The organism is Pseudomonas fluorescens (assembly GCF_902497745.1).
Lineage (GTDB): Bacteria > Pseudomonadota > Gammaproteobacteria > Pseudomonadales > Pseudomonadaceae > Aquipseudomonas > Aquipseudomonas fluorescens_BM.
Genome location: NZ_CABVHJ010000018.1, coordinates 53078 through 67638, shown reverse-complemented (window position 1 = coordinate 67638; position 14561 = coordinate 53078). Strand labels below are relative to the sequence as shown.

The 14561-nt window shown below is 59.7% G+C and carries 17 protein-coding genes; 12 read left to right on the top strand and 5 right to left on the bottom strand.

Annotated elements, in window-relative coordinates:
* Window positions 1-120 precede the first annotated feature (120 nt).
* The 3 genes from F8N44_RS23895 to F8N44_RS23885 all read right to left on the bottom strand — a co-directional run bounded on the left by F8N44_RS23895 (window position 121) and on the right by F8N44_RS23885 (window position 1644).
* The gene (locus F8N44_RS23895) at window positions 121-408 is read right to left on the bottom strand and encodes a PA4642 family protein (RefSeq protein WP_150652030.1); all 288 of its coding nucleotides are present in this window, start codon (window positions 406-408) and stop codon (window positions 121-123) included.
* Between the two features lie 63 nt (window positions 409-471).
* Entirely contained in the window at window positions 472-951 is a 480-nt protein-coding gene (locus F8N44_RS23890; protein WP_150652029.1) for a hypothetical protein, read from the bottom strand.
* Window positions 952-1086: 135 nt separating this feature from the next.
* Complete coding sequence (locus F8N44_RS23885) at window positions 1087-1644, bottom strand: hypoxanthine-guanine phosphoribosyltransferase (protein ID WP_016987197.1); 558 nt, start codon at window positions 1642-1644, stop codon at window positions 1087-1089.
* Between the two features lie 163 nt (window positions 1645-1807).
* Between F8N44_RS23885 and upp the strand changes: the two genes are divergently transcribed.
* Entirely contained in the window at window positions 1808-2446 is a 639-nt protein-coding gene (upp, locus tag F8N44_RS23880) for a uracil phosphoribosyltransferase (protein WP_007912842.1), read from the top strand.
* 2 nt (window positions 2447-2448) lie between these two features.
* Entirely contained in the window at window positions 2449-3723 is a 1275-nt protein-coding gene (locus F8N44_RS23875; protein ID WP_007912843.1) for a uracil-xanthine permease family protein, read from the top strand.
* Window positions 3724-3839: 116 nt separating this feature from the next.
* Here the strand turns inward: F8N44_RS23875 and hemH are convergent, their stop codons facing one another.
* Both hemH and F8N44_RS23865 read right to left on the bottom strand, forming a co-directional pair.
* On the bottom strand, window positions 3840-4865 hold the full coding sequence (hemH, locus tag F8N44_RS23870) for a ferrochelatase (RefSeq protein WP_150652028.1): 1026 nt from the start codon (window positions 4863-4865) through the stop codon (window positions 3840-3842).
* A gap of 13 nt (window positions 4866-4878) precedes the next feature.
* A complete protein-coding gene (locus tag F8N44_RS23865) occupies window positions 4879-5781 on the bottom strand; it encodes a TIGR01777 family oxidoreductase (RefSeq protein WP_150652027.1) in 903 nt (300 codons plus the stop codon).
* Between the two features lie 197 nt (window positions 5782-5978).
* On the opposite strand from F8N44_RS23865, the gene F8N44_RS23860 reads away from it, so the two are divergent.
* The 10 genes from F8N44_RS23860 to F8N44_RS31860 form a co-directional block, all read left to right on the top strand.
* Window positions 5979-6965, top strand: coding sequence for an NAD(P)/FAD-dependent oxidoreductase (locus F8N44_RS23860; RefSeq protein WP_150652026.1), 987 nt, complete (start codon window positions 5979-5981; stop codon window positions 6963-6965).
* A complete protein-coding gene (locus tag F8N44_RS23855) occupies window positions 6962-7177 on the top strand; it encodes a TIGR02450 family Trp-rich protein (RefSeq protein WP_150652025.1) in 216 nt (71 codons plus the stop codon). Before F8N44_RS23860 ends, F8N44_RS23855 begins: the two co-directional genes overlap by 4 nt.
* Before the next feature lie 218 nt (window positions 7178-7395).
* On the top strand, window positions 7396-8358 hold the full coding sequence (locus tag F8N44_RS23850) for a YbgA family protein (protein ID WP_150652024.1): 963 nt from the start codon (window positions 7396-7398) through the stop codon (window positions 8356-8358).
* Window positions 8358-9299: a MerR family transcriptional regulator gene (locus F8N44_RS23845; RefSeq protein ID WP_150652023.1), complete on the top strand. Its 942-nt coding sequence runs from the start codon at window positions 8358-8360 to the stop codon at window positions 9297-9299. The genes F8N44_RS23850 and F8N44_RS23845 overlap by 1 nt, the downstream gene beginning before the upstream one ends.
* 20 nt (window positions 9300-9319) lie before the next feature.
* Window positions 9320-10765 (top strand): deoxyribodipyrimidine photo-lyase, encoded by a 1446-nt coding sequence (phrB, locus tag F8N44_RS23840; protein WP_191630944.1) that lies wholly within the window; start codon window positions 9320-9322, stop codon window positions 10763-10765.
* A complete protein-coding gene (locus F8N44_RS23835; protein ID WP_150652021.1) occupies window positions 10758-11180 on the top strand; it encodes a nuclear transport factor 2 family protein in 423 nt (140 codons plus the stop codon). The genes phrB and F8N44_RS23835 overlap by 8 nt, the downstream gene beginning before the upstream one ends.
* Window positions 11177-11959 (top strand): SDR family NAD(P)-dependent oxidoreductase, encoded by a 783-nt coding sequence (locus tag F8N44_RS23830; protein ID WP_150652020.1) that lies wholly within the window; start codon window positions 11177-11179, stop codon window positions 11957-11959. The genes F8N44_RS23835 and F8N44_RS23830 overlap by 4 nt, the downstream gene beginning before the upstream one ends.
* The gene (locus F8N44_RS23825) at window positions 11956-13203 is read left to right on the top strand and encodes an NAD(P)/FAD-dependent oxidoreductase (protein WP_150652019.1); all 1248 of its coding nucleotides are present in this window, start codon (window positions 11956-11958) and stop codon (window positions 13201-13203) included. Before F8N44_RS23830 ends, F8N44_RS23825 begins: the two co-directional genes overlap by 4 nt.
* Window positions 13200-14015 (top strand): DUF1365 domain-containing protein, encoded by an 816-nt coding sequence (locus F8N44_RS23820; protein WP_150652018.1) that lies wholly within the window; start codon window positions 13200-13202, stop codon window positions 14013-14015. The genes F8N44_RS23825 and F8N44_RS23820 overlap by 4 nt, the downstream gene beginning before the upstream one ends.
* A partial coding sequence (locus tag F8N44_RS31860; RefSeq protein ID WP_224794814.1) for a class I SAM-dependent methyltransferase occupies window positions 14002-14561 on the top strand: 560 nt, incomplete at its 3' end. The genes F8N44_RS23820 and F8N44_RS31860, both read left to right, overlap by 14 nt.

Below are 14561 nucleotides of genomic sequence, written 5' to 3'. Positions count from 1 at the left end.
ACGCCAGAATCAAAAGATCGCAGCCTTCGGCAGCTCCTACAGGGCCAACATAAATCCCATGTAGGAGCTGCCGAAGGCTCGGGCCGCGATCGGACGATCTTTTGATCTTGTCTTTTGCCCTTAACCGCGAGACTTTTCGATCAGTTCGATGTATTCCGGCGCGTTGCGCTGATCGGCGATCAGGTCAACAAAGGTCTTGCCCTGCTCGTCCTTGCCATCAACGTCATAACCGGCCGCGACGAAGAAGCCCAGAAAGCGCTCGAAGTCGTCGATGCGCAGACCACGGTAGGCCTTGATCAGTTTGTGCAGCGACGGCGAAGTGGCGTCGACCGGCTCAAAATCGAGGAACAGCTTGATCTGCTCATCGCCGATCTCGTCACCAATCACTTGTTTCTTATCTTTACGCATTGCCGACTCCAGCTCGCAGACATTACACGGGGCGGGCAGTTTACCCCTGCCCGGCCGCCCGGCTCAACGCGATCGCACCGCCCCGGTGTGCAAATCGGCCCAGATATGGCCGTTGGCGTAACTGAGGAACTGCACATATACGGTGTCATTGCGCAGCAGATCGATGATCACGCGGTATTGGGCCTGTGGATAAAACAACGTCAGGGTTTTGCTCTTGTCGTCGTAGATCGGCTTTTTCAGGCTTTTGCTTTCGCCGTCAAAATTGACCAGCACTTGGGTGATGGTTGCGCCCTTGTTCAGGGATTTGCCCTTGAGGCGAATCATCAGAGGTGACGTCACCGGAATCGGCTGTTGATTGGACTGGCGTTGCGCGCCGACAACCACGGCATAGTCAGTGACCTGCATGAGTTGCTGCTGCTCGGGTTCGACATCCCGCACGGTCAGATCGTCCGGCGGCAGGAATTGACTGTGCATCGGCGCGGCGGACAGCGGCAGGCTGAGGATCAGTAAAAGCGCGGCGAGGCTACGGATCAAGAGGCGCATGACAGGCTCCGGAGGGCGGGGCCGAGCACTCTAGCATGGGATTAAAAGCAAAAGATCGCAGCGTTCCGCAGCTCCTACAGGGTGTACATCAATCCCATGTAGGAGCTGCCGAAGGCTGCGATCTTTTGATCTCGCTTACATGCCTTTAACGGCAAAGATCCCGTTGGCGTTGCGCCAGTAGCCTTTGTAGTCCATGCCATAACCGAAGATGTAACGGTCGATGCACGGCAGGCCGACGAAATCGGCTTTCAGGTCAGGACGCGCTTTGCGGTCGTGATCCTTGTCGATCAGTACGGCGGTGTGCACTTTGCGCGCGCCGGCGTGTTTGCAGAAGTCGATGATCGCGCCGAGGGTGTGACCTTCATCGAGGATGTCGTCGATGATCAGCACGTCGCGGTCGATGAACGAGACTTCCGGCTTGGCTTTCCAGAACAGGTCGCCGCCGCTGGTTTCGTTGCGATAACGGGTCGCGTGCAGGTAGGAGGCTTCCAGCGGGAATTGCAGATGCGTCAGCAGTTTGCCGGAGAAAATCAGCCCGCCGTTCATCACGCAGAACACTACCGGGTTGCTGTCGGCCAGTTGTTCGTTGATTTGTGCACCGACGCGGGCAATGGCGGCCTCGACTTCAGATTCGGTGTACAGGCAGTCAGCCTCTCGCATGATTTGACGGATATGCTCGAGATCAGCGGACATGGCGCTCTCCAGGGGTTGGCGGAATTGGAAAAGCGGGCAAAGGTACGCATCCATCGAGGCCGAATCAAGCCTTTATGGACTAACGTACAGAATGTCCTATAGGACATCACCCTCGGATAGATTAATCTAGGCCGGTTTTTTTGCCCGCCGCCGGAGTTTTTCCATGCCCATCCTCGAGATCCGCCATCCGCTGATCCGTCATAAACTCGGCCTGATGCGCCGCGCCGATATCAGCACCAAGAACTTCCGTGAGCTCGCTCAGGAAGTCGGCGCCCTGTTGACCTATGAAGCTACAAAAGATCTGCCGCTGGAGTCCTACGATATTGCGGGCTGGTGCGGCACCGTGTCGGTCGAGAAAATCGCCGGCAAGAAGATCACTGTCGTACCGATTCTGCGCGCCGGCATCGGCATGCTTGAAGGCGTGCTGAGCCTGATCCCGGGTGCCAAAGTCTCCGCTGTGGGTGTCGCCCGCAACGAAGAAACCCTGCAAGCGCACACTTATCTGGAAAAACTGGTTCCGGAAATCGACGAACGGTTGGCGATGATCATCGACCCGATGCTCGCCACCGGCAGCTCGATGGTTGCGACCATTGACCTGTTAAAGAAAGCCGGCTGCAAAGACATCCGCGCCATGGTCCTGGTGGCCGCGCCGGAAGGCATTGCTGCAGTAGAAAAAGCTCACCCGGACGTGACCATCTACACCGCGTCCATCGATGAGCGCTTGAACGAGCACGGTTACATCATCCCAGGGCTTGGCGACGCCGGTGACAAGATCTTCGGCACCAAGCAGAAGGACGCGTGACCATGCAGCAAGAGTTCAACGATCCGCTCTGGCGTACGGTGCTGTCCGGCGCCCAGATGCTGTTCGTGGCTTTCGGCGCTTTGGTGCTGATGCCGCTGATCACGGGCCTGGACCCGAACGTGGCACTGTTTACCGCAGGTCTGGGAACGATTCTGTTCCAGATCGTCACCGGGCGTCAGGTGCCGGTGTTTCTGGCGTCGAGCTTCGCTTTCATCACCCCGATCATTCTCGCCAAGGGCCAGTTCGGTCTCGCCGCGACCATGGGCGGAGTGATGGCAGCCGGTTTCGTCTACACCTTCCTCGGCCTTGCCGTGAAGATCAAAGGCACGGGCTTTATCGACCGTCTGCTGCCACCGGTGGTGATTGGTCCGGTGATCATTTCCATCGGCCTGGCCATGGCACCGATTGCCGCGAACATGGCGATGGGCAAGGCGGGCGACGGTTCTGAACTGATCCACTACCAGACCGCGATGATGATCTCGATGCCGGCATTGCTGACCACGTTGATCGTGGCGGTGTTCGGTAAAGGCATCTTCCGCCTGGTGCCGATCATTTCCGGGGTGCTGGTCGGTTTTGCTATGGCGTTCTACTTCGGCGTGGTCGACACGGCGAAGATTGCCGCAGCGCCATGGTTTGCGATTCCGCATTTCACCGCGCCGGAGTTCAATTGGCAGGCGATCCTGTTCATCGTTCCGGTGGCATTGGCCCCGGCGATTGAGCACATCGGTGGCGTGATTGCCGTCGGCAGCGTGACCGGTCGCGATTACCTGAAGAAGCCGGGCCTGCATCGCACCCTGCTCGGTGACGGTATTGCCACCACCGCAGCCGGTTTGTTCGGCGGTCCGCCCAACACCACCTACGCCGAAGTGACGGGCGCGGTGATGCTGACCAAGAACTACAACCCGAAAATCATGACTTGGGCGGCGATCTTCGCCATCAGCCTGGCGTTCATCGGCAAGTTCGGCGCGCTGCTGCAGAGCATTCCGGTGCCGGTGATGGGCGGGATTCTGTGCCTGCTGTTCGGTTCGATCGCGGCGGTGGGCATGAACACCCTGATCCGTCACAAGATCGATCTGGGCGAGGCGCGCAATCTGGTGATTGTTTCGGTGACGTTGGTGTTTGGTATCGGCGGTGTGCTGGTCGGCACCGGTACCGGTCCTGACGACTTCGGCCTCAAAGGCATCGCGCTGTGCGCGGTGGTGGCGATTGCGCTGAACCTGATTCTGCCGGGCAATGATGGCTGGAAGAACAAGAAGGCAGATGAGCCGCTGATCTAAGGCTTCAAGATCTGATCGTTCCCACGCTCTGCGTGGGAATGCCTCTAGGGACGCTCTGCGTCCAGTGACGCGGAGCGTCACGGGCTGCATTCCCACGCGGAGCGTGGGAACGATCATCACAGGGCCAGCGGTGCTCTTTCGCAGAGGGTCGCCAAGGCCTTGGCCCATTGCGGGTCGTCGTTCAGACACGGCACCAGCACCAACTCCTCGCCCCCCGCTTCGCGGAACTGTTCCTTGCCGCGATCACCAATCTCTTCCAGCGTCTCGATGCAGTCGGCGACAAATGCCGGGCACATCACCAGAATTTTCTTCACGCCGCTTTTCGCCAGTTCATCCAGCCGCGCCTCAGTGTAGGGTTCGATCCACTTGGCCCGGCCCAGACGCGACTGAAACGACACCGACCATTTGCCATCCGGCAGGCCCATGCGCTCAGCAAACAAAGCCGCAGTACGCAGGCATTGCGCGCGATAACAGGTCGCCAATACCGCAGGCGAGGCGTTCTTGCAGCAGTCTTCATTCTTGAAGCAATGATTGCCAGTCGGATCGAGTTTGGTCAGATGCCGCTCGGGCAAACCGTGGAAACTCAGCAGCAAATGATCGTAGTCCTGTTGCAGATGCGGCCTGGCGCTTTCAATCAGCGCATCCAGATATTCCGGCTGATCGTAGAACGGCTGCAGCACCGACAGTTGTACGTCGAGTTTCTTTTCGCGGATCACCCGCTTGGCTTCTTCGATCACCGTGGTCGTGGTGCTGTCGGCGAACTGTGGATACAGCGGCGCCAGCGTGATGCGCTTGTGCCCTGCCGCGACCAGCTTCAGCAAACAGGTTTCAATCGACGGCTCGCCGTAACGCATCGCCAGTTCTACCGGGCCATGCGTCCATTGCCGGGTCATTTGCTGCTGCAAGCGACGGCTGAGCACTACCAGCGGCGAACCCTCCTCCCACCAGATCGAGGCGTAGGCGTGGGCCGATTGCTCGGGGCGTTTGATCAGGATCAGCGACACCAGCAGACGCCGCACCGGCCACGGCAGGTCGATCACGTACGGGTCCATCAGGAATTGATTGAGATAGCTGCGCACATCGGCCACCGAGGTGGAAGCCGGGGAACCCAGGTTGACCAGAAGCAAGGCGTGATCGGTCATGCAACGTCCTATTTCAGAGGCGGCTGGAGAGATCATCCAGGGCCGCGCGTAAATCCGTGAACTGGAAAGTGAAACCCGCTTCCAGCAAGCGTGCCGGCACGGCCTTCTGGCCACCGAGCAATAACAAAGACATCTCGCCGAGGCCGACCTTCAGCGCCAGGGTCGGCATCGGCATGAACGCCGGGCGGTGCAACACGCTGCCCAGCGTCTTGGCAAATTCGCGATTGCGCACCGGTTGCGGCGCGCAGGCATTATAAGGACCACTGGCCTGATCCCGGTGCAGAAGAAAATCAATCAGGGCGATTTGATCATCGATATGAATCCACGGCATCCATTGCCGACCATTGCCCAAAGGCCCGCCCAGCCCCAGTTTGAATGGCAACAGCAATCGTGACAAAAAGCCGCCCTCGGCCGCCAGCACCAGACCGGTTCGCACCAGCACCACGCGGATACCCAGCGCCTCGGCACGCAGTGCGGTTTCCTCCCAGGCGATGCACAACTGACTGGCGAAGTCATCGATCACCGGTGGCGACTCTTCCGTCAACTCGCGTTCACCGCCATCGCCGTACCAACCGATCGCCGAACCGGAGATCAGCAGCGCGGGTTTCTGTGCGCGGGTTTCGAGCCAGGCCAGCAGGGTTTCCGTGAGCTTGATGCGACTGCTCCACAGCAACGCTTTGCGGCGATGGGTCCATGGCCGATCGGCAATCGGCGCGCCAGCCAGATTGACGATCACGTCCACAGGCTCTTCGCCAAGGTCTTCCAGACGTGCAATGCCACGTACCTGCGCACCACAGATTTTGGCGACCTTATCCGGTTTACGGCTCCACACTGACAGGCGATGCCCCTGCTCTGACCAGTGTCGGCAAAGTTGACTTCCTATCAGACCAGTACCGCCGGTCAGCAATATGTGCATGACATCTTCCTCGCGTGGCGTTTAACCCGGATCACTAGTCTATTTTTATAAGCAGGGATCTTTTCTATCGGGCAGGCTCTATTGTTTAACAATAGGCCAAGCTGTCAGAACGAGAACGCTAGAAGTTATACCAAAAAACAAAATTGTACAGGTTTCATCCACGGCGTAGTCTGTACAGAAAGGTAAACGAGGCCCCTATGACTGTACCTATCGCAATCATCGGCACCGGCATCGCCGGACTCTCCGCCGCCCAGGCTCTGACAGAGAGCGGGCATACCATCCAATTATTCGACAAGAGTCGCGGCAGCGGCGGGCGCATGTCGAGCAAGCGCAGCGACGCCGGTTCGCTGGACATGGGCGCGCAATATTTCACCGCGCGTGATCGGCGCTTCGTCACCGAAGTGCAGCGTTGGCAAAGCCAGGGCTGGGTCGCCGAGTGGACGCCACAGCTCTACACGTACCAGGGCGGGCAGCTGAATCTGTCGCCGGACGAGCAAACACGCTGGGTCGGCACGCCGCGCATGAGCGCCATCACCCGGGGCCTGCTCGATGGTCTGGAAGTGCATTTTGCCTGCCGGATTACTGAGGTGTTTCGCGGTGAGGAACACTGGCATTTGCAGGACGCCGAGGGCTTTACACATGGCCCGTTCAGCCACGTCGTGATCGCCACGCCAGCGCCGCAAGCAACTGCCTTGCTGGCCGCAGCACCGAAGCTCGCCGGCGCGGCTGCCGGGGTGAAAATGGAGCCGACCTGGGCCGTTGCCCTCGCCTTCGAGACACCGCTGGATACGCCCATTGAAGGTTGCTTCGTGCAGGACAGCCCGCTCGACTGGCTGGCGCGCAACCGCAGCAAACCGGGACGCGATAACACCCTCGACACCTGGGTACTGCATGCCACCAGCGCGTGGAGCCGGCAACACATCGACTTGTCCAAGGAGGCGGTGATCGAGCAACTGCACGGCGCCTTTGCCGAGTTGCTGCACAGCGCGATGCCTGCGCCGACCTTCAGCCTCGCCCACCGCTGGCTCTATGCGCGGCCTGCGACTGGTCACGAATGGGGCACGCTGGCCGATGCCGATCTGGGCCTGTACGCCTGCGGCGACTGGTGTCTGTCCGGGCGCGTCGAGGGCGCATGGCTCAGTGGCCAGGAGGCTGCACGTCGCTTGCATGAACACCTGCAATGAACCGCATCAATCCGCAAAAATTGCTGCTGTCGAAATGGACAGCAGCTCACCCGCTGAATCGTGAAAAACACTTTCTGGTGACCGAGCTGTTTCGCGACGAGGAAGGCACAGTGCTGGAAGTCGAGTTGCAGGCGGTGCTGACCAAGCGCGCCGAACGCCTTGACTGGCAGACACTACAAAACAACGCTGAATGGCTGCAGGGCTGGAAATAGCCACCGACCATTGTGGGAGCGAGCTTGCTCGCGAAGGCGGTGTGTCAATTAATGCATTTGTGGATGTTAATCCGCATTCGCGAGCAAGCTCGCTCCCACAGTGAACTGCGTTCAATCAAAAAAGTTATACAAACAATTTGACTTGTACACCCATGAATCTATGCTGAGCAAAGTTGTACAGAGATTTACCTCTGTACAGGTATAGATTCGAGGTGCCCATGTCCGATCCTTGCGTAGCCAAACCAAAAATCGCCATCAGCGCCTGCCTGCTGGGTGCCGAGGTGCGCTACAACGGTGGGCACAAGGAATCACGGCTGTGCAGCCGCACCCTCACCGAGCATTTCGATTTCGTCCCGGTGTGTCCGGAGGTTGCAATCGGCCTGGGCATTCCTCGCGAACCGATCCGCCTCGTCGGCGAGGCCGAACATCCACAAGCGGTCGGCACGGTGAACCGGGCGATCAACGTCACCCGGCCACTGGCCGAGTATGGTGAAAAAATGGCCGCCGAACTGGACGACATCTGCGGCTACATCTTCATGCAGCAGTCGCCGTCCTGCGGTTTGGAGCGGGTCAAGGTCTACCACGCCAACGGTGCCCCGGTGAACGGCGGCGGACGCGGCATTTACGCCCAGGCGTTCTGCGCACGGCATCCGGATCTGCCCGTGGAAGAAGCCGGGCGCCTCAATGATCCGGTGCTGCGCGAGAACTTCATCACCCGCGTATTCGCCTACAGCGAATGGCAGCAAGTCCTCGCCAATGGCCTGAGCCGTCGCGCCCTCACCGAATTTCATTCGCGCTACAAATATTTGCTGATGGCCCACAACCCGCCGCAATACAAAGCGCTGGGCAAACTGCTCGGCAACATGGCCGACACCGATCCCGTCGAGCTCGGCCCGCGCTACTTCAGCGAACTGATGGCGGCGTTGAAAAAATGCGCCACCCGTGGCACCCACTGCAACGTGCTGCTGCACATCAGCGGTTATCTGAAACAAGTGATCAGCGCTGAAGACAAACAGGAAATGCAACACGTCATCGGCCAGTACCGCCAGGGCATCGTGCCGCTGGTGGTGCCGTTGACACTGCTCAAACATCACTTTCGCCTCCATCCGGATTCGTACATCGCGCAACAGGTTTACCTGCAACCGCACCCGGAAAACCTCAGCCTGCGAAACGCAATCTAATGAACGACAAAATGGATACCAGCGCCCGGGAAGACCTTGGCGCGGATTTTAAAAAAGCCCTCGACGAGGGCTGGCTGCCGATTCGCGAAGTCGCCCGGCAGACCGGCGTCAACGCGATCACCCTGCGCGCGTGGGAACGCCGCTACGGGCTGGTCGTACCGCAACGCACGCCCAAGGGGCACCGGCTCTACTCGGCCGAACACGTGCAACAGATTCTGACCATCCTCACCTGGCTCAACCGTGGCGTGGCTGTCAGTCAGGTCAAACCGCTGCTCGACGCACCGCAGGCGTTCAGCGAATCGGTGGAAAACGATTGGCAGCGCTTGCGCCAGACGTTGCTCGCCGCCGTCACGCAACTCAGTGAACGCAGCCTCGACGACAGCGTCAATCAGGCCATGGCGCTCTACCCGCCACGCACCTTGTGCGAACAATTGCTGATGCCGCTGCTGGCGGAACTGGAGCAGCGTTGGCAGGGCCAATTCGGCGCGCAGATGGAACGCGTGTTCTTTTATTCGTGGTTACGCAGCAAATTCGGCACACGCATCTACCATAACAATCGTCAGTTACATGGCGCCCCGCTGTTGTTGATCAATCACTCCGACCTGCCACTGGAACCTCATCTGTGGCTGTGCGCGTGGCTGATCAGTAGCGCTGATTGTCCGGTGCAAGTGTTTGACTGGCCGTTGCCGGCCGCCGAGTTGGCGCTGGCGGTCGAACATCTGCAAGCCCGCGGCGTACTGCTGTATTCCAGCAAAGCCATGAACCTTGCGCAGTTGCCCAAATTACTGAACGGAGTCGGTTGTACAAAAATGCTGGTCGGACCAACGGTATGCATCCACCACGCCGAGTTGTCCGTAAGAACTTCCGAGATGGCTGATGTTTTCCTGGCTGAAGACGCGCTGCTGGCGCACCAGGTGCTCGTTCAGCGTGGGTTGATCTAATGGACGCAGTGAGTTCCGACATGCAATTGATCTGGCTGCGCAGCGACTTGCGCCAACATGACAACACTGCCCTCGCAGCCGCCGCAGCGCGCGGCCCGACGGTCGCCGTGTACCTGTTGAGCCCGCAGCAGTGGCTGGAACATGACGATGCGCCGTGCAAGGTCGACTTCTGGTTGCGCAACCTGTGTGAGCTGAGCGCAAGCCTTGGCAAACTCAACATTCCATTGCTGATTCGCACTGCAACTCATTGGGATCAAGCCCCGGCGGAACTGCTCAAACTCTGTCGGCAACTGAAGATCGAAGCCGTGCACGTCAACGAAGAATACGGCGTCCACGAAACCCGTCGCGATGCAGCGGTGGCCGAAACACTGAAGGCCGAGGGCATCACCTTTCACAGCTATCTCGACCAGTTGCTGTTCAAACCCGGCACGGTACTGACCAAGACCAACAGCTACTTCAAGGTGTTCAGCCAGTTCCGCAAAGTCTGTTACGAACGCCTGCATCGCTCGATGCCTGCGTTGGTCAAGGCCCCCGGCAAACAGGCAAAACTTGCCATCGACAGCGACCCGATTCCCGACTCCGTCAAAGGCTTCGCCACACCGAGCCAATCCCTGCGCGATCTGTGGCCCGCCGGTGAACAGGAAGCCCGGCGCCGTCTCGACACCTTCACCGACGTGCAGATCGACTACTACCAGAGCGAACGCGACTTCCCGGCCAAACCTGGCACCAGTCAGCTCTCGGCGTATCTGGCGGCGGGCGTGATTTCGCCGCGCCAGTGTCTGCATGCCGCCCTGCAAAGTAATCAGGGCGAATTCGAGAGCGGTAAGGTCGGCGCGGTCACCTGGATCAACGAACTGCTGTGGCGCGAGTTCTATAAACACATTCTGGTCGGCTACCCACGGGTCTCAAGGCATCGCGCTTTCCGCCCGGAAACCGAAGCGCTGGCCTGGCGTGATGCGCCGGAGGATCTCGCCGCATGGCAAGAGGCGCGCACCGGTCTGCCGATCATCGACGCCGCGATGCGCCAACTGCTGGAAACCGGCTGGATGCACAACCGTCTGCGCATGGTCGTGGCGATGTTCCTGACCAAAAACCTGCTGATCGACTGGCGCGAAGGCGAACGCTTTTTCATGCGTCACCTCATCGATGGGGATCTGGCGGCGAACAACGGTGGCTGGCAGTGGAGTTCGTCGACGGGCACCGATTCGGCGCCGTATTTCCGCATCTTCAACCCGCTGAGCCAGTCGGAAAAATTCGACAGCGAAGGCCTGTTCATCAAGCACTGGCTGCCGGAACTGGCAGCCCTCGACAAAAAACAAGTGCATAACCCGGCCGACGTCGGTGGTTTGTTCGGCGCGGCGGACTATCCGTCGCCGATCGTCAACCTCAGCACCTCGCGCCAACGGGCGCTGGCAGCCTTCAAGAATCTGCCTTCGCGTACGTCTTCAGGAGGTGATGATGAGTGAATTCCTGCGCCGCTTCGCCCGGCAATTTTCAGCGTTGAACAAAGACAACCTGCAAAGCCTGGGCGAGCTGTACAGCGATGACATTCACTTCACCGACCCGCTGCACGAAGTGCAGGGTCTGGCGCAGTTACGCGACTATTTCGGCGAACTGTATGCCAACGTCAGCGAGCTGCGTTTTGATTTTCATGGTTTTGACCAGATCAGCGACTGCGAAGGTTATCTGCGCTGGGTCATGAGTTATCGCCACCCGCGTCTGGCGGGTGGCCGTGTGATTCGTGTCAGCGGCTGCTCGCATTTGCTGTGGCACGACAAGGTTTATCGCCATCGGGATTATTTCGATGCCGGGGCGCTGCTGTATGAACACTTGCCAGTATTGGGCCGGGTGATTGCCTGGCTGAAAAGGAGAATGGGATGAGTCGTACACCTCCACGGCGTTATTGGTTGACCGGGGCCAGCAGTGGCATCGGCGCGGCGCTGGCTGAAGAGATCCTGAAAACCGGTGCGCACCTGGCGGTCAGTTCCCGTCAGATCGCCCCGCTCAAGGTCTTGTCGCAACGCTATCCGGGGCAGGTTTTGGTGGTACCCGGGGATCTGACCAACAGCCAGACGGTTCGCGAGATCGGCGAGCAGATCGCCGCAGACTGGGGTTCGCTGGACTCGGTGATTCTCAACGCCGGCACCTGCGAATACGTCGATGCCAAACAGTTCGATTCCTCGATCATCGAGCATGTGGTGCGCACTAACCTGCTCGCCAGCAGTTATTGCATCGAAGCCGCGCTGCCGCTGCTGCGCAAAGGCACCGCGCCGCATCTGATCGGCGTGGCCAGCTCAGTGACTTACCTGCCGCTGCCACGGGCCGAAGCCTATGGCGCGTCGAAGGCCGGTTTGCGTTACCTGTTCGAGTCGTTGCGCATCGATCTGGCCGACGAAGGCATTGAAGTCACCGTGGTCAGCCCGGGTTTTGTCGAAACGCCGCTGACCGCCAGGAATGATTTCCCCATGCCCTTGAGCTGGCCTGTGGATAAAGCCGCACGGCACATCTTCGCCAAACTCAAGGATCGGCCATTGGAAATCGCCTTTCCGGCGCTGTTCATGGCCGCGCTGTGGCCGCTGTCGAAACTGCCGGCGCGGGTACAACTGGCGATCGGCAAGCGCATGGTGCGCAAGTCACCTCCGCTGACGGATCCGACATGAAAATCGCCATCGTCGGCAGCGGCATCGCCGGGCTTACCTGCGCCTACCTGCTCAATCGCCGCCATGAAGTGACGGTGTTCGAGGCCGGCGACTGGGTCGGTGGCCACACGCACACGGTCGACGTCAGCGTCGCTGGACAGTCCTACGCCGTGGACACCGGCTTCATCGTCTTCAACGACTGGACCTACCCGAACTTCATCCGCTTGCTCGGCCAGCTCGGCGTGGCGTTCAAGCCGACCGAAATGAGTTTCTCGGTGACCGACCCGGACACCGGTCTGGAATACAACGGCAACAACTTCAACAGCCTCTTCGCCCAGCGCAGCAACCTGTTTTCGCCGGGGTTCTGGGGCATGTTGCGCGATATTCTGCGCTTCAACAAAGAAGCCCAGCGCGACCTCGTCGAACTGCGCATCGCCGCCGACACCACCCTCGACGAATACCTCAAGGCCGGTGGTTACGGTGAACGCTTCATCCTGCATTACATCGTGCCGATGGGCTCGGCGATCTGGTCGATGCCGATGGCGGAAATGCTCAATTTCCCGCTGCAGTTTTTCGTACGTTTTTTCAAGAATCATGGACTGTTGTCGGTCAGTGATCGTCCGCAGTGGCAAGTTATCGAAGGCGGCTCGAGCGCCTATATCGCGCCGCTGACGGCAGCGTTCAAGGAGCGAATTCGTCTCAATTGCCCGGTAACCCGGGTTGATCGCGATGTGCATGGCGTAGTTATCCACAGCCCGGCAGGCCTCGAACACTTCGATCAGGTGGTGTTCGCCTGTCACAGTGATCAAGCGTTGAAACTGCTGGCGGTCCCGAGCGAGGCCGAACGCGCGATTCTCGGTGCCCTGCCCTACGCCGACAATGAAGTGGTGCTGCACACCGACACGCGTTTGTTGCCGACGCGCAAACTGGCTTGGGCGAGCTGGAACTACCGACTCAGCGGCGCCGGCCACACCCACGCCGCCGTCACCTACGACATGAACATTCTGCAGGGCATTCAGAGCGACACCACGTTCTGCGTCAGCCTCAATCAAAGCGCCGGCATCAGCCCGGACAAAGTGCTTGCCCGTTACACCTACGCCCATCCGCAATTCAGCCTCGCGGCGGTGGCAGCACAAAATCGCTGGAGTGAACTGGATGGCGCGCAGCATACGCATTATTGCGGCGCCTACTGGGCCAACGGTTTTCATGAGGACGGTGTGGTCAGCGCTTTGCGCGTGGCCGCCGCATTCGGGGAAACCTTATGAACAGCGCCCTGTACAGCGGCTGGATCGGCCATCGGCGCTTCTCGCCGCGCCGCCATGAATTCCGCTACCGTATCGGTCTGCTCTACCTCGACCTCAGCGAACAGGACGCCGTGCTTGCTCTGTCGCCACTGGCCGGACGCAGCCGTTTTGCGCCGTTTTCCTTTCGCGAGACGGACTACCTCAAGACCTTTACCGGCCGAGGCATACGCCTGATCGATGCCGTGCGTCAGCAGGTCGGCATCGCCATCGGCCATGAACCGCAAGGCTCGATCTGCCTGCTGACCCAGGCGCGCAGTTGGGGGTTGTCGTTCAATCCGGTGAGTTTCTTTTATTGCCATGAGGCGGACGGCCAACTGGCAGCGATCGTCTGTGAAGTCACCAACACGCCGTGGCGCGAGCGTTATCACTATGTGTTGCCGGCGCGCCCGCCGGTCAATCTGCAGGATTTCCATCAGCACTTCGCCGTGGCCAAAGCCTTTCATGTTTCGCCGTTTTTGCCGCGCGATCTCGAATACCGCATGAGCTTCAGCCCTGCTGCGCAAACCCTCGGCGTGCACATGGCCGACTGGCAGGGCGAGCACAAACTGTTCGACGCAACGCTCAATCTGCAACGCGAAAACCTCGATCGCCGCAGCTTGCACCGTTACCTGAGGCGCTTTCCGTGGATGACCGCGAAAACCGCCTTGGCGATTTACTGGCAGGCACTGCGACTGCTGCTCAAACGCGCACCGATCTTTGCTCATCAGACTGCCGACGGCAGCTTTCAAACCGCCACCGTGCCTCCCAAGGAGCACCGCCATGAAATCCTCTAGTCTGTCGGTCAGCCGGTTCAGCACCAACGGTTTGACCGGATCGCTGCTGCGCCGCGGCGTGTTGCGCCAATTGGCGCGGCTCAAACACGGACAACTGCTGGTGATCGAGGATGGCGAACGGCTGATGTTCGGTACGCCGGGCAGTGCCTTGTTCGGGGAAATCCATGTGACGGATCCGGCCGTCTGGGGCATGGTCGCCGGCAATGGTTCGATTGGTGCCGGCGAGGCCTTTATCCACGGCTATTGGAGTTCGCCGGATCTGACAGCGGTGGTGCGCGTGTTTGTCAGCAACCTCGACGTGCTCGATGCCATGGAGCGAGGTCTGGCCCGTCTCAGCCGGCCGTTGGTGCAAGGCTTGCACTGGCTCAACCGCAATACGCGCAAGGGCTCGCAGAAAAACATCGCCGCGCACTACGACCTCGGCAACGATCTGTTCGAACAGTTTCTCGACCCGACCATGATGTATTCAGCGGCGCAGTTCCTGACGCCCGAAGACAGTCTGGAGCAGGCTCAGTTGAACAAGCTGGAGCGAATCTGCCAGAAGCT